This window comes from Paenibacillus sp. FSL W8-0194 (genome assembly GCF_037969745.1).
Taxonomy (GTDB): Bacteria; Bacillota; Bacilli; order Paenibacillales; family Paenibacillaceae; genus Paenibacillus_AQ; species Paenibacillus_AQ cookii.
In genome coordinates, this window is the sequence record NZ_CP150205.1 from 5,805,674 (window position 1) to 5,827,430 (window position 21,757).

Genomic DNA, 21,757 nt, shown 5'->3' on the forward strand with positions numbered 1-21,757 from the left:
GAGGGAGAATCATCTTTATGGTTGTGACAAGGGAAGAGGTAGTTCAATCAGCAACGAGGCTTTTTAAGGAACGCGGGTTTCTTTCGACGACGATACAGGATATTGCCGATGACTGCGGCATTTCCAAAGGATCGGTCTATAAATACTTTCCTTCCAAAGAGGATCTCTTTAGCGAGGTATTTAATCAATGTCATAACAACTATTTTGATCAAGTCGATGAGCTAACACGCCTTCCCGGACTATCGCCGGAAGAACAGTTTGTTCAGCAGATCGTTTTGCGATTCCGCTACTTTATGGAATACAAACATATTCTGGTCGAATTTACTGAGCTCCCTATTCAACAGGATCCCAAGTTCCAGCCGCTCAGACACAAGGTTAGGGGACGGCTTATCCGATGGCATAGAGAGTGCTTGCTGCATGTATATGGCGAGGAAATCCAACCGTATCTATGGGATTTGGTAGCCATCTATCGGGCGATTCTGAAGGAATATCTATTTTGGATTGTATATGAGGAGAGGTCGTTATCACTCGAGGAAACGGCGAGGTTCATCTTGGACAAGCTCCATGTGCTCGTTAAGCATATGATGACGTCCGATCTTAAGCCTATGCTAAACCAAGCTTCATTCGAGAGGTATCTAAACTGGGGATTCGAGGATCGCCAGAGTGAGAAGGGGCAGATTCTTTCAGAACTGTTTCGGGAGATGGATACAGCCATTAACACGATTCCGGCCGGTGCCGTACATCGTTCGGAAATAAGGGAGCTTTACCGTTTTATCCAGACGGAGGTTAACAAGGAAACAGCGAATCATTCGTTAATACAGGCCTCGCTGTACTATTTGGAGAGGGAGAAGGAACTTAAAAGTCTGGTCGTTCAGTTAAGGAATATTATATTCTCGGGCATTTAGCCTGATGGAATGGTACTTATAAGTTCTTATAATGAGGATATAGTACGAATAGTACCTGAGACGCACAAATTTGACATTTTACTTGGCGTGGGTACGGCCACCATTACGAAAGGAGAAGAAATAAGGACTACTTATGACACAGCATTTTTGCAGACCAAATTTCTAGTATAGGGTCGAGTTGCAAGTAAGCACATTCGGAATCATTCTCGGCCTCATTGTTGGTATTGTCCTATTTATCGTGCTGAATCGGATGTTCAGCATTACCTTCGGCGGGTTCAACAGCATGATCGTCGTTTTCGGCATCTGCGTCATGATCGGTTTCGCCATTGTAGAGTTAGGAATCGGCTTTATCAAACACCATTACATCTGGACTGTCATCATTGTCGTCGTCCTTGCGCTAATCGCTTATGGAGCCAAGAAGGGAGTTCCAGAGAACCAGCAGGAATAAGCCCAATGAATTATGAATTCCCCCAACCAGACGGAAGGATTTTCCTGACATGTCGAGAATTATTGTTCGATGTCGAAATTAAACATAGAGGGGATACTAGAAAATGAAGCTTTCCAAAGTCAAAGTCATTGTCTCACTACTCTGCGTGTTTCTGCTCGGGTTCGGAGTAGCTACAGCAGCCACGAACCCCATTCTCAAGATCGGGCTGGACGGGTTTACCCTGACTACAAACAAGGGCAAGATACAGGTCGGAAACAAAATGGTTCCCGCAACGATAGCCCAGAACGGGACTACATACATCGCCGCACCAGCCATCGGAACGGTCTTCCAGGCAAATTATGCGTTCGACTCCAAGACGAACACCTTCATGTTCAATAGCTATAAGAAAGATCAGGACAAAGCGCAAATTCAGAAGCTTCAAGGCCAGGTCTCGACTCTTAAGCAGCTTCTCGCCCAGGCACAATCAACCAAAAATAAGGCAGAAGGCTGGTTGGAATATCATTCAAAGCATTTTACGCTACTATACACGAAGCAATATGAAAAGGACGTAGAAAAAGCCGCTGCCGATTTCGAACAGGGTTACAACGTCGCAACCACAGAGTTTGCATCTCTCGTGCCAGAGATCGGTAGCATTCTGAACGACGGTCTTCATCCAATCTATATTTATTTGCATCCTGTTGCGATCGATAATATTGATGAGGGGAACGCCTATAATAAAACCTATGGCACTGACAATGTATTGAAGACAGAGATTCACGTTCTGACGCCGTCCGCTTATCAGAAAAAGTGCTGTACGCTCGCGGGAGACACCTACGATGACCCGTCTTACTTCACCCATTTGTTCAAGCACGAATACCTCCACACGCCGCAAACTCTTTTACAAGAAACAATTCGCCGGGGAGATAAAACAGGATGGTTTACCGGTGGAGAAGAGATGCAGTGGATCAAGGAAGGACAAGCAGAATACCTGGCGGCAAAAGGTACCGACGATCTCAAGAAAGACAAGATGCACTGGAAGCCAATCATACTTGAGAAGCCTCAGGAGCATATCATCATTTATAAAGACAATATTTCCGTGAAAACACAGTATATCGGCGGTTACATGTTTACAGCATTCTTGTACGAAACCTACGGTAGCGACAAATTCAACAGTTTCCTGGCTAGCACACAGCCGACGATGGAAAAGGCCTTTGTTCAAACGTTTGGCAGCCTCGAACAAGTCAACACGAAATGGCTGGAGTGGTTGAAAAAGTAGGCGCTAGCCGACATGGTGAGAAGATCCGATTCTTCCTATTTGGGAATCGGGTTTTCTTTTTTTCGTTTTGGTGAGATCACCCCTCCCTTCCAATTTCTGACTCGATCAAGACGGGTAACATAGCCTACCAGCGTCATACACCTTCCAAAATGCACTCTCCCCAACCGACATATATAATAAAGAAAGAATAGGAACGAAAAAGGGAGGAAGCATTATCAACATGAACAGTAACATCCTTAGATTATCACCAAAGGGCCGGAACCTGAAAAAGTTGGTTGAGAAGTGCCACTGCTTATACGATGAATTCGGTAAGATGTGACCCAAAAACAACAAGCGCGAAAATTTGTTGCACCCAGCCGCATTCCTACTCTCCACAAAATTCTCACTACCGATCAAACCATGAATCAGCTCTTCCCGGATCGAAGTGAATGTGAGCGTGCCAAGATCGTATGCAGGGAAATGGCAAATGATCTCGCTAAAGCCCTCTTGATGATTCAACTATCGTATCCGTTAGCTTAACCTTGGGATGATCTATTGATTGATAATGCGATAGCCTTCTTATTCGTAGTATCCTTCGGTTGATTTGCGAAATTGTTTGAATTGATTGTCATCATGTCCGAACCACACTTGGGAGTTTGTTCGGGTAGCCAGCGTACGGATTCTCTCAACTGTGTTCCGGTAACCGATTGAATCATAGATAATGCCCGGTGGTTTAACTGGAGGGCCGTAACTCTCAGCCGTATAAACGGTATCCGAAGCGAGGATGATCCCGCCTGTTTCGGGCATTTCAATGTGCAAGCCTAACATACCCCAAGCATGCCCGCTTCCAAAATTCAAAATTTTGATTCCTTCAGCCAGATCGAGATAATCTTCATTGCGTTTGACCGTTTTCCATTGTAAATGGTTTTTGATCCAAGCATCGATGTCTGCCCAAACATAGGCCCCTTCTTTTTCATTACGGGCATAACTCTGCAGTGTGCCATTCAGTTCATCTTCGTGGACGATTATCGTAGCATTCGTAAACATCTCTAGGCAACCCGCATGATCCAGATGCAAATGAGAGGCAATGACGTATCGGATGTCCTCAGGTCTTACGCGGAGCTGCTCTAGTCTGTTATGCAGAAAACATTCCTCATATGCCACCCAAGGGGACGCTTGTTGGGTGGATTCCGCCCAACGTCCTTCAACGCCCATGGAATTCGGATTGCAAGCCGTATCAAATAGAATCTTCCCCTCCGGATGGTCAATCAACACCGTATAAATCGGAAATTCCACAAATTGCGTCGCCGCGTTAGGATTGCTAACCGTGGCTGGGTTATGCATGTTAATCAACCAGTTTTTGTCCATGCTCATACGGCCGTTATCCATCACATACAGTTTAGGGCGGGGCTTTATAATATTCGACATGTTCATTTCCTCCTACTAGATTAATTTAGTTATCATCCTGTTCAAAATGTCAACCTTCGTAATGAATCAGGCGCTTTTGGCGTAAAGCTCAATGCTTGCTTTGCCCTTGATATAGTCATACAATAATGCATAAACTAAACCTACATAAGTAGGCACTTTAAAGTGTCCTGGGAACTTCAAGGTGCAGAGGAGGGAAATCATTTGACATCTTTGGTCAAACCAAAACACCCCAACATCGCGCTTGCGGTGTGTGGCTACAGTAAAGTGCTTGATATTATCTCTAATAAATGGACCGCGCTCATCATTTACGCAATGGAAGACGGAAGCATCCGTTACGGGGAAATGGTGAGAAGAATCGAGGGTATTTCCAAAAAAATGCTGACTCAAACCCTACGTAAGCTTAAACGCGATGGACTGGTCCAACGTCATATCACACCATCGGTTCCTCCAATGGTTGAATATTCACTCACTCCTCTAGGGGAATCTTTACTCCAGCCGATGAGAGAGCTACGGCAATGGGGAAGAGAAAATTATGTACGTGTCGAGGAAGCAAGAGTCAACTTCGATCTAACTTACAGTGATGATTAACTATCTCAATAAGTTAAGGTCCATATAAGCTTTTACTTGTCGCACCGCTGAACAAATCCTTGCCGAAATCGGAACGGATGTAGGTGCCCGATTTCCGAGTGCTGCTCACCTTTGCTCATGGATTGGACTTGTTCCTGGGCATAACGAAAGCGCCGGTAAACGCGTTGCCCTCCTTTGCGAGCTGCAATACGTCGGTATTGGGCACCAAGATAGTTGTCTGACCCAACGGACTCACGATGGAACTGCTCCAGTCCAAGCTTCATGAGGAGAGCATGGAGAGAAAGATTGACGGGATGAAGAAGGCGTACACAAAGGCACACCAGCAACGCAAGGAGAAGCTTCGCCTTACTTGGAGATCTCCAGAATATCTACTTTATGAAGATCGTCCCTTAAATGCTTTACCGATGCGAGGGTTGGCAAACTTCTATTTTAGTAGGTGGAACTTTCAATCTTAAAATCTAAATTGATGTCAAATTCCGCTGGCCCCTTCCTTTCTGTCTTTTGCAAAACAAACTCAAATGTGGATTCGTAATATGAATCCTGCAACGTTTCCCCACCCAATATTTCTATGCTGTACCAGCCGTTTTCAATTTCAATCATCGGCTTTTTGTATTGCCGGTAATGATTAAGTAAAGCGTTGACTCTTTCGTTAGTGAATTGTTCTAGTATTCGCCAAGTAAACAACATCAGTATGTTGTTCTCAACTTTAAGCGAATAGCCACCACGTCTAAATTGTAAATGGCTATCTGATTTTAACAATTCCGGTGTATTACCAGAAAGATTAAATATAATTGTATAGGGATAGTTTTCAATCCCTGCCATTGGAAGTACGATACCATCAAGCACGGCACGATCGCCGCTTTCGTTTGTTGTAAATTCCATTGCTAAGTTGTCAGAATGATGATTGGCCTGTTTCCAGCTCTCCAGCAGCAGAATATCCCCGAGAATGAAATAGTCTATCAGATCATTCAGCACTTCTGTAAATTTGTAGATCATTTAAAGCTCCTTCTTCCTCTTTTATGCGTTCCCATTCCGGGAACGAAACGATTGGAACGTGTACAAGAAAACCTCGGCGCGCTGCAAGTGAAGCTGACAGCTGACGATCTGGCCGAGATTGAACGCATATCCCCCCAAGGCGTGGCCGCAGGCAGACGCTTTGGATCCTTCTAAATACAGTACCGAACCTTTTGTGACTAAACACGTGACTTTGGCCGTACGGGTGAACCTCCAAACGGCCATTTTTCGCTGTCACTTATGATACGGTTCACCGTAACATCTATAGAGCGAAATTGAAAGGCACCCATTCGGGTGCCTTGAGCTTGGTTTAATTTGAATTCAAGAAAGACTGGTTTGGAAAACTCACAAAGGGCATTCAGACAAGCTAAGTAGATTATCAGGTTGGGAACCATCGGCCACTGTTTTTAAATACTTGTGACCATACTGACTTTTGGCTACAATCACATCTACGGTCCTTCCACCCGCACTCACATAGAAGGCCCACTTTCCATTTTCAATTCCTTGTATTGCGTCCTGCTGTGTAATACGCCATCTTGTTCCGTTTGCATTTTTACCACCAACATGTGTGATTCTTTCATGTGGGTTATATCTTTCGGACTTGTTAACACATGTAATCTGATGCCTATCAGCCATTCTGAAGCCTCCCTTAGAAATATAATTAGTACTGACTTTTCCTTTTTATAGGATATATAAAACATACGTTCCTGTCAAGAACATATGTTCTAAATTGGAGTGTAACTCCTCAACAATGCCATTGCTTCTGTTGTTCGTTTCAAATCATAGAAAAGGGAGCAAAGCTGCCTTTTCTATATTCAATGGTTATCTTGTCGTCTTTCGGAAAATCAACAGATGTTCATGGACAATTGGTACAAATCGCCCTCGGTATTGATACCGTCCAGATGCTACATTGTGCTGGAGCTTAATGATATGTGATTCTAAGGTTCCTGGGTAATTCATGTCCTTGATTATAGAGTAGTACTTGGCGTTCCTTCTATAGTCACCGATCAAGATAGCCAATCTACCACCTACCCGAAGGCTATTCATTAGTTTTATATTTACTCTGTCTAATTTATCTATGTAATCCTGGTAGCTCAGTGCTCTAGAGAGGTCATCGTCATGGGCTTCACCCCACACTTGCCCTGAGTAGACAACCATATCAAAATAAGGAGGATGGCTAAATATCAAATCGGTACTTACTGGTACCTCATCTTTTAAAGCATTCCATCCGCCCCACTGTGGATTGAGGTCAAGGTGAACGGAATTGGTGAACCCTAACTCTTTAGCCACCTCGTAACCTGTCCCTCCGCCAGCAAATACTTCTAAAAACTTTTGAGGTTTATAAAACTTCAATAAGTCTAAAATGACATATCCCGAGCAATTTCCCCTGTAGTCTGACTTTCCCCATTTACCCCTTACCGGATAAGATAGAACGCTTCTCATAAAACCTCCTCTGAACGCAAAAAAGCACACCCAAAAAAAAGTGGGCATGCTTTGCTCCAATGCATTATAATTATATTTACTTTATTATTCTATAATATCATCATGTCACCTAAGAATAAAGTACAAAGTATAAGGCGGTAAACCACATGGATAACATAGCGATGCTTAACAAGGAAGTAGAAGTCCCTCATTTTATAAAATACATGGGTTCCAAACGAAAGATCATCAACTTTGTTGTGGAAGCAATCAACGAAGTTAAGACAGTTGGGCCTGTTTGTGATTTGTTCGCAGGGTCTAGCGTACTATCCGGCATTCTCAGAAATCAAACTCATATGATTAGTAACGATATTCAAGCCTACTCCGCTGTCTTGGCCAGAGCTTATCTAACCAGCTATAATTGGGAATCTTGCCCTTCACTTGTTCAAGATGTGGTTTCTTCGGCAAGTGAGAAAGCTAACAATTTCTTTGAAGCTTTCCCAGATCTGAACTTCGATTATGAACAAGATTTCACTGTGGGTGAATTTGTGTCGCTAGAAGAAAAGCAACGTCAACTTATCGACTACGATTTTAGTTCCTTTGACTATCATTTATTTGCAAAGAACTATTCCGGAACATACTGGTCCTTTAGTCAATGCGTATGGATCGATGCTTATAGAGCAACCGCTGAGGAGTATAAGGAAACCCATTTCTATCACGCGATATTGGCCTCATTGATGTTCGCGATGTCTTACAATTCCCAAAGTACCGGGCATTATGCACAATATCGAGACGCTACAAGTCAATCCTCCATGGAGGACATTTTGACTTATCGAAGAAAGGAAATTACCCCTTTCTTCATTAGAAAAATGGAAGAACTGCAGCAAACCTTAAGTACAAACAATTTCTCATTTGATACCTATTGTATGGACTATCGTGATTGCCTTGGGCAACTCCCTAAACATGCTGTAGTTTATGCTGATCCTCCGTATGCCTTTGTTCATTATTCCAGATTCTATCACGCCATTGAAACGTTGGTGAAATATGACTATCCAGAAGTTCGACACAAAGGCAGATATAGGACTGACAGACATCAGTCACCATTTTGTATTAGAACTCAAGTAGAAGATGCATTTCGAGAAATGTTCCAAAGAGTAAGTAACAAGGAGGCTAATCTTGTCTTGAGTTATAGCAACACGGGAATGATTGATTTGGATGCTCTTATTGACTTGGCCACAAGAACACTCGGAAGTCACTATATTATTGACACCAAAACCGTAGATTATTTACACAGCACGATGGGCAGAAGAGAAGATAAGAGTAGAAATGTTCAAGAGGCACTAATTATTGCCAAACAAGTTTAAGAGATTATAATAAAGGATCATTCTTTATGTTATGATAAAGGATGATCCTTTTTGTTCGTTCCATCTACTCAACGTAACACTGTTTCTCAATAGCAAACACAAGCAGAGGGCATCCACCACCAGCTCGCCCGTCGATTCGCGGTTTCAGCTTTCCAAAATGCGTGGTTGATGGTCCATAGGAACTACCTTTCCCCAGTTGATTGAAAACTGACTGCAATCCTTCTGATCTCGTTATGATAACACCTACGCTCAAAGCATTCACTTCATGCAGTAGACGGAAGTTATTCAAATCTCTGTCATAGAAGGGATCCTTATTATTCCACTCAATCTCGATACCCACACGGTTTTTAAAACAGTCCACTTTATGAGAAGGTGTATGATATGGCACATCGTCTACCATAATATCAATATGGAATTGTTGCTCTTTCCATCCAAATGAATAGAACTTGCTATCAAGCTTCTCAGAAATAGGTGACTTTCTCCCACCTGGAGTGAGGATGTCCTCCTTCTTTAAGACAAATTCCCCAAGTACAGTAATAATCTCCTCGTATTCTTCTCGAAAATCTGTCATAAGAATAGCACTGGCATGATTCCTTTCAATAATATGAAACTTGTCATGAATTTGCTTAGGGATATCAACTATTGACATATTTTATACCACCTCTAAAAGTTGTTAGATGAGATATCTCAAGAAATCAAGGTCCTTGATTGAATTATATTCCAGGACAATATACAAAGTCAAGGTCCTTGATGTCGGTGAATACCCTTATTTTAAGGCAATAAAAAATCAAATCAAGGTCCTTGATGCCAACCCCTAAGATATGCCAGTATGAACACCCTTCAAAATCAAAAGACATTTCATAATCCTAAGTCACTGGGCCACATATTCAGCATAAAAGCAGAAACACGATTCTATGCCATCAAACGGAGCATCCCAAACTCCAAGCACAAGACGCTCTTACTTTTTAACGATTTTCCCCTATTATGACGGCATTGTTTTGGCCTGTCTCTATTACTGTGTACTTGTATATTTCCCACCTAAAACATACCTTCTAAGTGCCAAGAATACAGACCAAACAAGAAGGAGAATCCAAAAAAATGACAACTCATCAAAATGTAATTTTGTCTTTATTGAAAAAACAATTAGAAACCAGCGGTTTTAACGGGCCACATCAGCAAAATGTCTGGATTATGGCAGCAGCGGCCGTCGATTACCTTGGGAAACTGAATGCTCCTAATGCATACGCAGAAATACCTACCCATGTTGTACGCCTCATTCTCCGTACGACCGACGAAGCCGGAACTAACGACTACGTAGACGGAACAGACGTCTACGTTAGGCTAGACCAAGAAAACCAGATAGCAGATTTCGTGTGGGAGGACCTCTGGGCAGAGGGACCTCCCATTTTTCATGGCGGGACTATCCCCGACGCACTCCGATGGGTACGAGATCTCGCAGAACCTTTCTACATTCAGCTTAGGGACCCGTTTCTGACACCTGAGCAGTGGATTTCCCTGAACGGCCATGACAAGGACTTCGCCGAGCCACAGTTAAAGGACGATCAGAAGGAAGACAGATGCATGATAGACGATGAACTTGACCTACCCTTCTGACCAAACAGAATTTCGTCAATTACGTCTATTCCGACAAGTCAGCTATCAAAACGAAAAAGGAGGAGCCCACAATGGCCCTAACCATCAGTGAGAATAAGAAAAAATCCGTCGTTGCTTACATTAACGATCACTTCGACAAGCACATGTCGCACTTCCCCTACGCCAAGTACCCAACAGAACCGCTCAACCAGTGGCGCGAGCAGTTCTCCGATCCGAAGGCAGTCGACCCGAAGACGATTCGCACAGCGCTGTCCTGGCGCGGCGGACTCTGGCAGCGGAAAGACGCGCCCTACGCCCAGCGGCAGACTGCCCTGTCCGTCGTCAGGTTATGGCCGGAGTTCGTGCGGGAGGAGGCTGCTGAACCCGCCCATGTGTTCGACTTCTGGACAAACAGGCTCGAAAACGACCCCCTCGCCTTCGATACCGCCTCATTTCTCGCCCATCTGATCTGCCCTGACGCGCTAGAGCTGGCGGACGCACAGCGGTTAGAAGCGATGTGGGACCTCCTCAAGGAGGTCGGGCATGATGGCGGCGAGCCTGACGACGGCTTCAGCCTGGACGTACTCCTGCGTTACACCGACTTTTTCCGGGCACTGCTCCCCAAGATGCAGCCCAAAGATGCGGATCGGGCGCGTGTCCAGCTGGACCGCTTCCTGAAGGCATACGGGAACCGGCACGCCCTGGCCAAGCTGGCGGGCAAGACTCCGCCCACCATTGAGCCCGTGATTCAATCACTGAATTGGGGAACCATCGACTGCAAGAAATACGCTCCCGAACGAATAGCGGGAAGGGCAAATGCGGACGTGCTGTTCGCCTGCCTGCTCCTCGCCCTCGACAGGCAGCCGGAACGCAAGGAAAAGCTGACCGTCGGGGAAGTTGCCGAACTTGTTCCGCTCGGAAGCGGCGGCGTCTGCAATCCGGGCAGCTACCACTACGCCATGATCGCCCTCTTTGGGGGCCAGAAGGGACGTGACTTCTTTACATTCGAGGATGGGACGCTACATGCGGCGTTCACCGCCCAGGCCAACCAATCGAGCCGGGACATGCGCTTTTATCGCAAGCATGCGGATGCATCTATCACTATCAATCCGAAGTACGCCCGTACTTGACCCGCAAGCTTGCGTCATTTGCGTCGACAGCGACAAGGACGGTACCGACGATTTTTGGAACAGCAACAAATCCTGAATAACATCAATTTCCATTGAAAAGGAGACTCACCTATGTCCAAGACAAACCGAAACCCCCAACTGGCAAAGAAGGCAGATCAGCTGCCGGAACAGGCCGAGGCGTCACAGAACCTGCCGACCGGCGTTCTTCTTTATGTGAACAAGCATTCTCTCAGCCTCAACATCTCCACCGCATTCCCAGTGGGTCTCGAAGCTCATTGCCAGTTTTCAAAAGCAGATCGGAAGCCATTGAAGTGCAGGCTTAGTCTCATTTACCGAGCGGTAAGGCCGTGATAATAAATAAAAGGGCGAGCGCTGCAGCCTACGCTGCCCGCTCGCCCCCTTCTCACGATTCGTGCTCTGCTTTCCTGTCAAAGGTATCGAACATGTCCTTCGCCATACGATGCACCAGCTTGATTTCCGGCAGACTGCGGTCCCTGAGCAGGTACAAATGAATGTCCAAGATCTCCTGCTTTTCCAATTCCCCGTCCAAATCCGCGACCTCGTCCAGTCTACCAAACTTAAGTGCCTCTACCGGGTCGGCCCCCAGGGCCGACATGATTTTTTCCAGTGAATTCAGAGAGATGTTCCGGTTCCCCCTCTCTACGCCCCCGATATACGAATCCTGTAGCTCGGCCAACTCTGCCAGCCTGGCCTGCGACAGTCCCTTCTGCACTCTTAACTGCTTGATTCTGGCGCCTACCAGCGCCAAGAAGTCAGACATTCCTACCACCACCCTTATCCAAAGGGTAGGAAATAACATCTCTATCGGACAGAGCACCAAACTAGAAGAAAATGTTGTAAATAATACTTATAAGTTCTTATAATGAGGATATAGTACGAATAGTACCTGAGACGCACAAATTCGACATTTTACTTGCGTGGGTACGGCCACCATTACGAAAGGAGAAGAACAAAGAACTACTTATGACACAGCATTTTTGCAGACCAAATTTCTAACATAGGAGCGATTTGCAAGTGAGCACATTCGGAATCATTCTCGGCCTTATCGTTGGTATTGTCCTATTTATTATGCTGAATCGGATGTTCAGCATTACCTTCGGCGGGTTCTACAGCATGATCGTCGTTTTCGGCATCTGCGTCATGATCGGTTTTGCCATTGTAGAGTGGGGAATCGGCTTTATCAAACACCATTACATCTGGACTGCCATCATTGGCGTCGTCCTTGCACTAATCGCTTATGGAGCCAAAAAAGGAGTTCCAAAGAACCAGCAGGAATAAGCCCAATGAATTATGAATTTCCCACATGCAGGAAGGATTTTCCTGACATATCGAGAATTATTGTCTGATGTCGAAATTAAACATAGAGGGGATACTAGAAAATGAAGCTTTCGAAGGTCAAAGTCATTGTCTCACTACTCTGCGTGTTTCTGCTTGGGTTCGGAGTAGCTACAGCAGCCACGAACCCCATTCTCAAGATCGGGCTGGACGGATTTACCCTGACTACGAACAAGGGCAAGATACAGGTCGGAGACAAAATGGTACCCGCAACGATCGCTCAGAACGGGACTACATACATCGCTGCACCAGCCATCGGAACGGTCTTCCAGGCAAATTATGCGTTCGACTCCAAAACGAGCACCTTCATGTTCAATAGCTATAAGAAGGATCAGGACAAAGCGCAAATTCAGAAGCTTCAAGGCCAGGTCTCCACTCTGAAGCAGCTTCTGGCCCAGGCACAATCAACCAAAAATAATGCAGACGGCTGGCTGGAATATCATTCAAAGCATTTTACGCTCCTATACACGAAGCAATATGAAAAGGACGTAGAAAAAGCCGCTGCCGATTTCGAACAAGGGTACAACGTCGCAACCACAGAGTTTGCATCCCTCGTGCCAGAGATCGGTAGCATTCTGAACGACGGTCTTCATCCAATCTATATTTATTTGCATCCTGTTGCGATCGATAATGTTGATGAGGGGAACGCCTATAATAAAACCTATGGCACTGACAATGTATTGAAGACAGAGATTCACGTTCTGACGCCGTCCGCTTATCAGAAAAAGTGCTGTACGCTCGATGGGGGCACTTACGATGATCCGTCTTACTTCACCCATTTGTTCAAGCACGAATACATCCACACTCCGCAAACCCTTTTACAAGAAACAATTCGCCGGGGAGATAAAACAGGATGGTTTACCGGTGGAGAAGAGATGCAATGGATCAAGGAGGGACAAGCAGAATACCTGGCGGCAAAAGATACCGACGATCTCAAGAAAGACAAGACACACTGGAAACCAATCATACTTGAGAAGCCTCAGGAGCATATCATCATCTATAAAGACAATATTTCCGTGAAAACACAGTATATCGGCGGTTACATGTTTACAGCATTCTTGTACGAAACCTACGGTAGCGACAAGTTCAACAGCTTCCTGGCAAGCACACAGCCGACGATGGAAAAGGCCTTTGTTCAAACGTTCGGTAGCTTCGAACAAGTCAACACGAAATGGCTGGAGTGGCTGAAAAAGTAGGCGCTAGCCGACATGGTGAGAAGATCCGATTCTTCCTATTTAATCGGGTCTTCTTTTTTTCCTTTTGATGAGGTCACCCCTCCCTTCCATTTCCCTCACTCGATCGAGACGGGAGAACATAACATACCAGCATCGCATACACCTTCCAAAATGCACTCTCTCCAACCGACATATATAATTAAAGAAAGAATAGGGGCGAAAAATGGAGGAAGCATTATCAACATGAACAGTAACATTCTTAGATTATCACCAAAGGGCCGGAACCTGAAAAAGTTGGTTGAAAAGTGTCACTGCTTATACGATGAATTCGGTATAGATGTGACCCAAAAACAACAAGCGCGAAAATTTGTTGCCCCCAGCCGTATTCCTACTCTCCACAAAATCCTCACTACCAATCAGAACATGAATCAGCTCTTCCCGGATCGGAGTGAATGTGAGCGTGCCAAGATTGAGTGCAGGGAAATGGCAAATGAACTTTCTAAAGCCCTTGGAAACAAGCGTAAGACCAGAACCGCCATCGAGAGGGCAAAGAATAGAGAGCAACAGGAAAAGGAAGAGGACAAGTCCAAGAAACGGGCCCGACTTCTCAAGCACCTGAACAAAGAACAGCTTATAACCACCCTGCTCAAACACACCCCGGAAACTGAGCTAAAAGTGCTACTTCAAGAGGCTAGGCAGAAGAGAGAGCAAAAGCGTGCGCTTAAGGCGCAGGATACCGATTCGTGAAACAAAAGGAAGAGCCCTGTACAAGCCCTGGACTCTTCTTTTTTCTATTTTCGAGAAAAGAAGAGAATGAAAGAGGAAATCCGCTAAGAAAGTATGATTTCCCCTCCAAAATTCAGGGATTTCAAAAACAACGAAAATAGCGGAAGCCGTATCCGGCAGTTCCCCCTCCCCAATCAGTCTGATCGCCCCTGGCCAGTCCCGCTTGGCGCAGAATGACAGAAATACAGGCATCCAATATGATAATTACATAAACAAACGCACCTTGAAAACAAAACAGACAAGCACCAAATGTACCACTGGGAAATCCCCGCTGCAAAGACTGCCTGCCAGTGTACAACATTCCGCCACAGACGCCAAACCCGCCCTGCTTCTTTCGGGACGGAAAGGTCGATCCGGGCGGTAACCGGCCGGCAAGGCGGGGCCTATCAAAAGAAGAGGGAGTGCTAGAAATGCAAGTAGACAAATTGTACCGCCCATGCCCCAACCTTTCGCAGTTGGAGGACGGCGATCATCTGGGTGTCATCGTTCGCTCGGAATGCCACTGTGCAGATGGGGAATCCCCGGCAAAACTAAGGCTTGGTCTTCATCTCCTACCCGAGGGAAGCGATCACCCCTATTACCTGGAACATGTCGTCCCTGTGGACTGGGAGCCGGGTAGTCAATTCATTCATACTCTCACCGTGCTCCAGTGTCTTCCCTTGGAAGGTGGATACCTGAACCCGGAAGATCTCCTTGGTACGGCTATAATATCGACTATTTCAATGGGGACAATGGGTAACACAGAGGGAAATTACACCATCGTAGATATTCGGGCGGCGACCGAGGAAGAAATCGCCCGTACCGATTGGGACCCGGAGGACGACTTTCCTGATTCAGAAGACGATACCGGCGTGATGGATGAGGGCCTCCTTGCGTACGAAGAGGATGCCAACGGAAACACAGAAGACGATATTGACGAGCTTGACTGGGATGACCTTTTCTAGTCACGCTTGCAGGACACACTTTAAGCAACTCGTTTGTTAAAAACCACATTCGGAAAGAGGGATTCAGAATGAAAAGCAGGCTTGGGGAAAACCCGAAGGAAACCGATGTACAGAAGCTAATCAATCTCGGCGCTGACGGCGTGTACTTCATGGATAATTTAGGCGAAGCATACGTAGAGATCACGGAAAAGAATGTCCGGCGCTCCCTGAAGGTTAACAGCAAAGCATACAAGCTTTTCCTTCACCAACGTTTCTATAACGCTACAGGCAAGCCTGTGAGCCTGGAAGCATTGAAGCAAGCAGCCTATCACTTCGAGTCCATTGCTACATTCGATGGAAAGGTCAGAAAGCTATCCAGGCGTGTAGCTCTTGCAAAGGACGGACGCATTGTTTACGACCTGGCCGATTCGCAGTCCGGTGCCGTCATCATCGGCCCCAATGGATGCCGGGCATATAAAAACGGGCCCGGCATCTTCCACCGTACCACGAATACGGCTCCGCAGGTGTGGCCTGATTTCGATGAGGAGCACGACCTGCTTAAATTGCTGTCGAAACATTTCCGAACCCAGCTTAAAAAGGACCTCTTCTTACTGGCCGTCTACATTGTTAGCTGTTTCATTCCGGAAATGCCTCATCCGCTTCTCGTGCTCGCCGGGGAGAAAGGCGCCGCGAAGTCCACTTCCATGCGGATGATTCGCGCCATCGTCGACCCTGCGAGAACGGATTTGCTTTCCATGCCCAACAGCACCGACAACCTGGGCATCATTCTAAGCAACAACTACATGCCGGGTTTCGACAATCTTGATCACCTATCGCCCGAACGGAGCGACCTGTTATGCATGGCAGCCACTGGGGGCAGCATCGCCAAAAGAAGACTTTATACCGACGACGAGGAAGTCATACTCCAGCTCAAACGCTGCGTCATGCTTAACGGAATAAACATTGTCGTTACGCGCTCAGACCTGTTGGACCGCTCCATTGTCATCGAATTCAAGCGCATCCCGCCCTCCGAACGAAAGGATGAAGGGGAAGTATGGGATGCTTTTCGAAAGGACCTGCCCCAAATCCTGGGCTCGTGCCTTCTCTTGCTCTCCAAGGCGATGGCCATTTTCCCACAAGTGGAGCTTGCCGAGAAGCCAAGGATGGCCGACTTTGCCAGATGGGGGTACGCCATTGCCGAGGCCATGGGGAAACCAGGTCAGCTTTTCCTGAGAGCCTATAATGAAAATCAGCAATGCGCAAGCCAGGAAATCCTGCACAATAACCCCGTAGCAGCGGCCCTCTTGAAGCTCATGGAAGACCGGCGGGAATGGGAGAGCAGCCCAACCGCCCTGTACACGGCGCTTCAGGATGTATGCATGAGAAACGCCATCCGCATCTCCGGAAGGAACTGGCCCGAGAGCCCGAACGCTCTCACCCGGCGGATGAACAACCTGCGGTCGAATCTGGAACAGGCCGGACTTTTCTTCGAATCCCGGAAAACAGGCGACAGAAAGATCATCATTACCAACGAACACTACAAGCCGGTTTCTTCCCTCTCCCTCAAGAAGAGACGCAGAGGGAAAATGAACCCCTGAAGGAAACCGTCCTTACCGCCCCGATCGTCCAGGCACAAGCGCCGGTTCGGGCAAAAATTAGAAGGCAAAAAGATTGGGGTCGCCCCAAGCGGAATGTCTGAAATTTCAGATATATATTATTTCCTTGTACCCCTTGAGTAACAGGGGCGGAACAATACCCGCTTGGAGGCGAAACCTATATGTTAAACATTCACTGCACGACAGACATAGACACCATGGCTCACAAATGCGCGCCCGTCCTGATACGCGCAGCAAGAGAAGAGCTCGACCAGCTTCGCAAGCTGCTGGATTTCGACGGTAAGGGAGACGGCTTTCGGCTAGACGGCAGAGGCTACAGCATCGTGTGCCTGGAACCCCAGGAACCGAAAGCCTCCATCTTCTCACTCGGCCTCAGGTATCCCTACCTGAATGTAGAGTTCGTCGAGCTGCTTACAATTAAAGGCATCCCGTACTACCGGATCATGCTCATGCACGATAACGAGAGCTTCACAAGCGTGTTCTCCTTGAAGGGAGAGCAGGAGGTCGAACTGGAAACATGGCTTGCCTTACAGGCTATTGAAGAGGAGGCCGATCCGGAATGACGGTAAACGAAATTGAAAAGCCAGCGAAAAGGGTTCAGGTGGTGAGCCTGCGGCTGGTTCGCGAGAAAACGTCCATCCTGTACCCACAGCGGAGAATCTACAGGGCGGCCGATGCCGCTGACTTATTTCTCCAATTTCTCGGTGACTTTGACCGGGAGGCGTTCTGCATCCTCACTTTGGACACCAAGAACCAGCCGACAGCCATACACATGGTATCCTGCGGGACGCTCAACGCCTCGCTGGTGCATCCGAGGGAAACCTACAAGCTCGCCATTCTCGCCAATGCCGCATCCATCATCGGATGCCACAACCATCCGAGCGGGGACCCGACGCCAAGCTCCGAAGATGTCGAAATCACGGAACGCATTCGGGATGCGGGTTTGCTTATGGGGATCGAGCTTCTCGACCACATCGTGCTGGGAGAAGGGAACTTTGTCAGCCTGAAAGAACGAGGACTAATGTAAATATTTAGAAAGGGGCACGACCACCGATGGCAAAACTCACTTTCGCTCCGCGCGCGGCGACCAAAGGAATCTGGGACAACCTTCCCCATGAATTGCCGTACATCCTGTTTAAATTTATTGACGCGCAGCTGGACCAGGACCTGGAGATGGACTACCTGCAAATCTTCGATTTGTCGGTGCGAGACATCGAGGGGCAGAAGGTTCAGCATATCATCCATCGTCAGGAGCAGCCTGAAAGACGCACCGAATACACGCTTGGCGGCATCGAAAATCCCGTCGACCTCACCGTCTGGATCGTCGACGAGGGCATTCACGCCCAAATCATGCTACCCGAAGAATACTGAAAACTACAAACAACAGGGAGGAATCAGCCATGAATACCATACAAGAATCGAACGAACAAGACCTGTTTATCGATGTCCTTGCCGACATGATCTGCCAGTACCTCGATGCCGAACAGGAGCGGCAACAGCGCGCAGCCTTCTGGCTGAATTACCTCGCAAGTCTGGGCATCGAAGCGCAGATTGTGGCGTAGGGGGTGCTCCATGAATTACGAGAAACAACTGGCCGCCCTGTACATTCGCGTTTCAACCGAGCAGCAGGTCGAGGGCTTCAGCCTGGACGCCCAAAGGGACGCCTTGCAGGACTACTGCCGCAAGTCTCACATCGATGTTCACAAGGTTTATGTCGACGCGGGTCGCTCGGGTAAGTCCATCGAAGGCCGACCGGCACTTCGCGAACTTCTGGAAGACGCCCGCAGCGGTCGCTTCCGGCAAGTCGTGTGCCTGCGGCTGAATCGGCTCTCCCGCAATCTGAAGGACCTCCTACACATCGTGGAATTGCTGGACAGGTACGGCATCGTCCTGCGCAGCCTGACGGAGGAGTTCCAGACGGACACGCCGATGGGCAAGTTCGCTCTTCAGATGGCCGGGTCCGTGGCCGAACACGAGAGGCGGCAAATCGCACAGAACGTCCGCCACAGCATGCAGCAGCGCAGCAGGCTCGGCAGATGGAACAGCGGCAATCAGGTTCTCGGATACCGCTGGGTCACCCATCCCGACGACCCGCGCCTTTCTTACGTGGAGATCGTGCCCGGGGAGGCCGAGCGGGTCGCCTCCATTTTCGAGATGTACGCCAGCGGCCTCGGCCTGAAGGCCATCGTCAACCGATTGAACGGACAAGGCCACAGGACGAAGCGCGGCAAGGCCTTTCATAGCATTTCGGTACGCGGCATCCTGACCAACGTGAACTACATCGGCAAGATTACCTACACGGACGAGCAAGGCAACAAACAAACGGTGGACGGCGAGCACGAGCCAATCATCCCGAAAGAACTTTGGGAGCGTGTGCAGCTGCGGCTTACCGGAAGCTCTTGCCCGCCTACAAAGCGCATCACGCGTCCCTTCCCGCTGTCCGGGCTTCTCAAGTGCCCGAACTGCGGAAGCAGTATGATTCCGTCCCACGTAACACGGAAACGAAAGAACGGCGTTCATTCCAAAAGCTTCTACTATGTGTGCAGTCGCTACAACTCCGGAGGAAGCAAGGCTTGCCGGGCGAACCATATTCGGGCTGATGAAGCCGAATCCTGGGTCGAATCCCGGGTCCGGCATTTCATCACCCATCCTTCCGTTGCAGAGCGGCTGGTGGAGGAGATCAATCTCAGGCGGGACAGGAAGTTGCTGCCTATCCGGCAGGCATTGAAGCAAATCGACGCCCAGCTCGCCTCTCAGAAAAAGCGAAGCCTCCGATGTTACGAGCTTTTCGAAGATGGGCACATCGATGCCCCGGAACTCCGAAAAAGGCTGGATGAGATTCGGGCTGAATCAGGGCTTCTGGAGGAAGAGCGGGAAAAATTAGAACGATCTGTAGCCGGACAGCCCGAGCGCCCCATTCCTGAGGCGAGCATTCGGCAAGCGCTGGACAGCTTTCGGCCCATGATGCGGAATGCCTCACCCGAACAGCAAAAGAAGCTTTACCGAAGCCTTATCGATTACATCACTGTCCCGCGTGACCGGGACATCTCGGCGGCGACCATCCAGGGCACGTCAGCCCTGCTGAGTCTGGAGATTCCGCCGATTCCAACAAGGAGGGACAAGCAAGGATGAACCAAACAATAAGAGTCGCCATCTACGCTCGTGTCAGCACAGAGGAGCAAGCTGAGCACGGCTACTCCATCGACGCTCAACTTGAAACTCTGCGAAAGTATTGCGATGTATACAAATGGGAGATCGTGGGGGAGTACGTGGACCGGGGCGTCAGTGGAAAGAGCATTGAGGGGCGATATGAGCTCCAACGACTCCTTCGCGACGCTCAGGACAGGAAGTTTGACGAGGTGTTAGTCTGGAAATTCAATCGGATGGCCCGCAAGAACATCGACCTCCTCCATATCGTCGACCTGCTGGAAAAGAACAACGTCGCCTTCCGCTCACTTTCCGAGAATTTTGATACAACCACGTCTATGGGAAAATTCGCACTTCAAATGATGGGTGCTGTGGGGGAGCTGGAGCGCAACACGATCGTGGACAACGTGAAGATGGGCCACAAGCAGCGCGCCAGAACGGGCAAGCACAACGGCAAGGTGCCGATCGGCTACCGGAGCGTCAAGGTCGACGAACGCGGGAAAGAGACAAGGATTGTCGTCATCGAGGAGGAGGCGGCACTTGTCCGCAACATTTTCGAACAGTATGCCGCCGGTCACGGCCTGAAGGCGATTGCCAACGACCTGAACCGCCGGGGCTACAAGACCAGGACTGGCAAGACTTTCTCCACTTGCGCCATCCGGGACATTCTCGACAATCCGATGTTTGTCGGAAAAATCCGCTATAACCGCTACGAGAACTGGGCGGAAAGACGCCGCAATGGCAAGTCCACCGAGCTCATACTTTCCGAGGGCCATCATCCGGCGATCATCTCTGAAGAGTTATGGGAGAAGGTACAGCTCCTGCGGCAGAAGAAGAGTGTCATGCCGAAGAAGCGTTTCGAGGGGGAGTACTTGCTGACCGGGCTCATCCGATGCCCCGAATGCGGCGCGGCGATGACCGCAAGCCGCACGGTAAACCGGGCGAAGGACGGGACGAAGATCGTCCGCATGTACTACTCCTGCGGTCGCTTTCGCAGCCAGGGCAGTTCGGTCTGCCACGCCAACAGCGTCCGCAAGGACGAGGCCGAAAAAGCCGTGACGGAGCGCATCCGGCAGGCAGTGACTCAGCCTCACATTCTCAAGAAAGTCGTACGCAGCATCAACGAACACCGATCGGGACGCATCAAGCCGCTTCGCGACGAGTTAGCGGCAGTACAAGCCCGCATCGACAGGCTGGAGGAAAAGAAGCGCAAGTACCTCGGGCTGTACGAGATGAACGAGATCGACCGCGACTTGTTCGCGGAACGCCTGAACGACCTGAACAGGGAGCTCGACACCGAGCTTACCCGCCGATCGAAGCTGGAACTGGAACTCCGCGACGATCAGGCCGAGCCCGTCTCCTACGAGCTCGTACGTTCCCTGGTGGGCAGGTTCGACACCCTGCTCCACCGCTCGCCGTTCCCGCAGCGCAAGACCCTGATGCACCTGATCGTAAAGAAGATCACGCTGGACGAAAGAAAGCGCGTCGGCAGCGTTGAGCTCGTCTTCAACGAGGAGACCGAGAAGCATTTTTTAAGCGTAGCCCCTTCTGCTGACAAAGCAGAGGGGGCTTTTCCTTTGCCCGGAAAAGCCCCTTCGTTAAATCAAAAGTTATCTATTTTCATCTAATTT

At 48.4% G+C, this 21,757-nt stretch carries 26 protein-coding genes and 1 pseudogene; 21 read left to right on the plus strand and 6 right to left on the minus strand.

Translation table 11 applies throughout. From position 1 onward, the window contains the following. Window positions 1-17: 17 nt before the first annotated feature. The 3 genes from MKY58_RS26785 to MKY58_RS26795 all read left to right on the plus strand — a co-directional run bounded on the left by MKY58_RS26785 (window position 18) and on the right by MKY58_RS26795 (window position 2,608). A complete protein-coding gene (locus tag MKY58_RS26785; protein WP_339322779.1) occupies window positions 18-905 on the plus strand; it encodes a TetR/AcrR family transcriptional regulator in 888 nt (295 codons plus the stop codon). A 178-nt stretch (window positions 906-1,083) separates the two neighbouring features. After that, complete coding sequence (locus MKY58_RS26790; RefSeq protein ID WP_339322780.1) at window positions 1,084-1,353, plus strand: hypothetical protein; 270 nt, start codon at window positions 1,084-1,086, stop codon at window positions 1,351-1,353. 103 nt (window positions 1,354-1,456) lie between these two features. Continuing rightward, complete coding sequence (locus MKY58_RS26795) at window positions 1,457-2,608, plus strand: hypothetical protein (protein WP_339322781.1); 1,152 nt, start codon at window positions 1,457-1,459, stop codon at window positions 2,606-2,608. A 558-nt stretch (window positions 2,609-3,166) separates the two neighbouring features. Here the strand turns inward: MKY58_RS26795 and MKY58_RS26800 are convergent. After that, window positions 3,167-4,015: an N-acyl homoserine lactonase family protein gene (locus tag MKY58_RS26800; protein ID WP_339322782.1), complete on the minus strand. Its 849-nt coding sequence runs from the start codon at window positions 4,013-4,015 to the stop codon at window positions 3,167-3,169. A gap of 201 nt (window positions 4,016-4,216) precedes the next feature. Here MKY58_RS26800 and MKY58_RS26805 point away from each other — a divergent pair, with 201 nt between their 5' ends. Both MKY58_RS26805 and MKY58_RS26810 read left to right on the plus strand, forming a co-directional pair. After that, entirely contained in the window at window positions 4,217-4,603 is a 387-nt protein-coding gene (locus tag MKY58_RS26805) for a helix-turn-helix domain-containing protein (protein ID WP_339322783.1), read from the plus strand. Window positions 4,604-4,658: 55 nt separating this feature from the next. Beyond that, a pseudogene (locus tag MKY58_RS26810) lies at window positions 4,659-4,766 on the plus strand (transposase); the annotation flags it as partial. Window positions 4,767-5,032: 266 nt separating this feature from the next. Here MKY58_RS26810 and MKY58_RS26815 read toward each other — a convergent pair. Then, window positions 5,033-5,599: a hypothetical protein gene (locus tag MKY58_RS26815; protein ID WP_339322784.1), complete on the minus strand. Its 567-nt coding sequence runs from the start codon at window positions 5,597-5,599 to the stop codon at window positions 5,033-5,035. 51 nt (window positions 5,600-5,650) lie between these two features. On the opposite strand from MKY58_RS26815, the gene MKY58_RS26820 reads away from it, so the two are divergent. Next, window positions 5,651-5,773, plus strand: coding sequence for a hypothetical protein (locus tag MKY58_RS26820; protein WP_339322785.1), 123 nt, complete (start codon window positions 5,651-5,653; stop codon window positions 5,771-5,773). Between the two features lie 189 nt (window positions 5,774-5,962). On the opposite strand, the gene MKY58_RS26825 is transcribed toward MKY58_RS26820, so the two are convergent. Continuing rightward, window positions 5,963-6,253, minus strand: coding sequence for a DUF3892 domain-containing protein (locus MKY58_RS26825; protein WP_339322786.1), 291 nt, complete (start codon window positions 6,251-6,253; stop codon window positions 5,963-5,965). A gap of 186 nt (window positions 6,254-6,439) precedes the next feature. Next, entirely contained in the window at window positions 6,440-7,060 is a 621-nt protein-coding gene (locus MKY58_RS26830; RefSeq protein ID WP_339322787.1) for a DNA modification methylase, read from the minus strand. A 146-nt stretch (window positions 7,061-7,206) separates the two neighbouring features. Here MKY58_RS26830 and MKY58_RS26835 point away from each other — a divergent pair, with 146 nt between their 5' ends. Then, window positions 7,207-8,400, plus strand: coding sequence for a DNA adenine methylase (locus tag MKY58_RS26835; RefSeq protein ID WP_339322788.1), 1,194 nt, complete (start codon window positions 7,207-7,209; stop codon window positions 8,398-8,400). A gap of 64 nt (window positions 8,401-8,464) precedes the next feature. Here MKY58_RS26835 and MKY58_RS26840 read toward each other — a convergent pair whose 3' ends face one another. Continuing rightward, a complete protein-coding gene (locus MKY58_RS26840; protein ID WP_339322789.1) occupies window positions 8,465-9,049 on the minus strand; it encodes a BglII/BstYI family type II restriction endonuclease in 585 nt (194 codons plus the stop codon). Between the two features lie 449 nt (window positions 9,050-9,498). On the opposite strand from MKY58_RS26840, the gene MKY58_RS26845 reads away from it, so the two are divergent. From MKY58_RS26845 to MKY58_RS26855, 3 genes are all read left to right on the plus strand, one after another. Continuing rightward, window positions 9,499-10,014: a hypothetical protein gene (locus MKY58_RS26845; RefSeq protein ID WP_339322790.1), complete on the plus strand. Its 516-nt coding sequence runs from the start codon at window positions 9,499-9,501 to the stop codon at window positions 10,012-10,014. A 71-nt stretch (window positions 10,015-10,085) separates the two neighbouring features. Further along, complete coding sequence (locus MKY58_RS26850) at window positions 10,086-11,123, plus strand: hypothetical protein (protein WP_339322791.1); 1,038 nt, start codon at window positions 10,086-10,088, stop codon at window positions 11,121-11,123. A 111-nt stretch (window positions 11,124-11,234) separates the two neighbouring features. Next, on the plus strand, window positions 11,235-11,474 hold the full coding sequence (locus tag MKY58_RS26855; protein WP_339322792.1) for a hypothetical protein: 240 nt from the start codon (window positions 11,235-11,237) through the stop codon (window positions 11,472-11,474). Between the two features lie 52 nt (window positions 11,475-11,526). Here MKY58_RS26855 and MKY58_RS26860 read toward each other — a convergent pair whose 3' ends face one another. Beyond that, complete coding sequence (locus MKY58_RS26860; RefSeq protein WP_339322793.1) at window positions 11,527-11,904, minus strand: helix-turn-helix transcriptional regulator; 378 nt, start codon at window positions 11,902-11,904, stop codon at window positions 11,527-11,529. A 254-nt stretch (window positions 11,905-12,158) separates the two neighbouring features. Between MKY58_RS26860 and MKY58_RS26865 the strand changes: the two genes are divergently transcribed. The 11 genes from MKY58_RS26865 to MKY58_RS26915 all read left to right on the plus strand — a co-directional run bounded on the left by MKY58_RS26865 (window position 12,159) and on the right by MKY58_RS26915 (window position 21,754). Beyond that, entirely contained in the window at window positions 12,159-12,422 is a 264-nt protein-coding gene (locus MKY58_RS26865) for a hypothetical protein (RefSeq protein WP_339322794.1), read from the plus strand. Between the two features lie 101 nt (window positions 12,423-12,523). Beyond that, window positions 12,524-13,675 carry a hypothetical protein gene (locus MKY58_RS26870; protein WP_339322795.1) on the plus strand — a complete coding sequence of 384 codons (1,152 nt, stop codon included), beginning with the start codon at window positions 12,524-12,526 and terminating at the stop codon, window positions 13,673-13,675. Between the two features lie 222 nt (window positions 13,676-13,897). Continuing rightward, a complete protein-coding gene (locus tag MKY58_RS26875; RefSeq protein ID WP_339322796.1) occupies window positions 13,898-14,401 on the plus strand; it encodes a hypothetical protein in 504 nt (167 codons plus the stop codon). Between the two features lie 449 nt (window positions 14,402-14,850). Then, the gene (locus tag MKY58_RS26880; RefSeq protein WP_339322797.1) at window positions 14,851-15,384 is read left to right on the plus strand and encodes a hypothetical protein; all 534 of its coding nucleotides are present in this window, start codon (window positions 14,851-14,853) and stop codon (window positions 15,382-15,384) included. A 68-nt stretch (window positions 15,385-15,452) separates the two neighbouring features. Further along, window positions 15,453-16,961, plus strand: coding sequence for a hypothetical protein (locus MKY58_RS26885; RefSeq protein ID WP_339322798.1), 1,509 nt, complete (start codon window positions 15,453-15,455; stop codon window positions 16,959-16,961). Window positions 16,962-17,176: 215 nt separating this feature from the next. Beyond that, on the plus strand, window positions 17,177-17,542 hold the full coding sequence (locus tag MKY58_RS26890; RefSeq protein WP_339322799.1) for a hypothetical protein: 366 nt from the start codon (window positions 17,177-17,179) through the stop codon (window positions 17,540-17,542). After that, window positions 17,539-18,006, plus strand: coding sequence for a JAB domain-containing protein (locus MKY58_RS26895; RefSeq protein WP_339322800.1), 468 nt, complete (start codon window positions 17,539-17,541; stop codon window positions 18,004-18,006). The genes MKY58_RS26890 and MKY58_RS26895 overlap by 4 nt, the downstream gene beginning before the upstream one ends. 26 nt (window positions 18,007-18,032) lie before the next feature. Further along, complete coding sequence (locus MKY58_RS26900; protein ID WP_339322801.1) at window positions 18,033-18,350, plus strand: DUF960 family protein; 318 nt, start codon at window positions 18,033-18,035, stop codon at window positions 18,348-18,350. A 29-nt stretch (window positions 18,351-18,379) separates the two neighbouring features. Then, window positions 18,380-18,541 carry a hypothetical protein gene (locus tag MKY58_RS26905; protein WP_339322802.1) on the plus strand — a complete coding sequence of 54 codons (162 nt, stop codon included), beginning with the start codon at window positions 18,380-18,382 and terminating at the stop codon, window positions 18,539-18,541. Window positions 18,542-18,551: 10 nt separating this feature from the next. Beyond that, window positions 18,552-20,111: a recombinase family protein gene (locus MKY58_RS26910; protein WP_339322803.1), complete on the plus strand. Its 1,560-nt coding sequence runs from the start codon at window positions 18,552-18,554 to the stop codon at window positions 20,109-20,111. Next, window positions 20,108-21,754, plus strand: coding sequence for a recombinase family protein (locus MKY58_RS26915; RefSeq protein WP_339322804.1), 1,647 nt, complete (start codon window positions 20,108-20,110; stop codon window positions 21,752-21,754). The genes MKY58_RS26910 and MKY58_RS26915 overlap by 4 nt, the downstream gene beginning before the upstream one ends. Window positions 21,755-21,757: the final 3 nt, after the last annotated feature.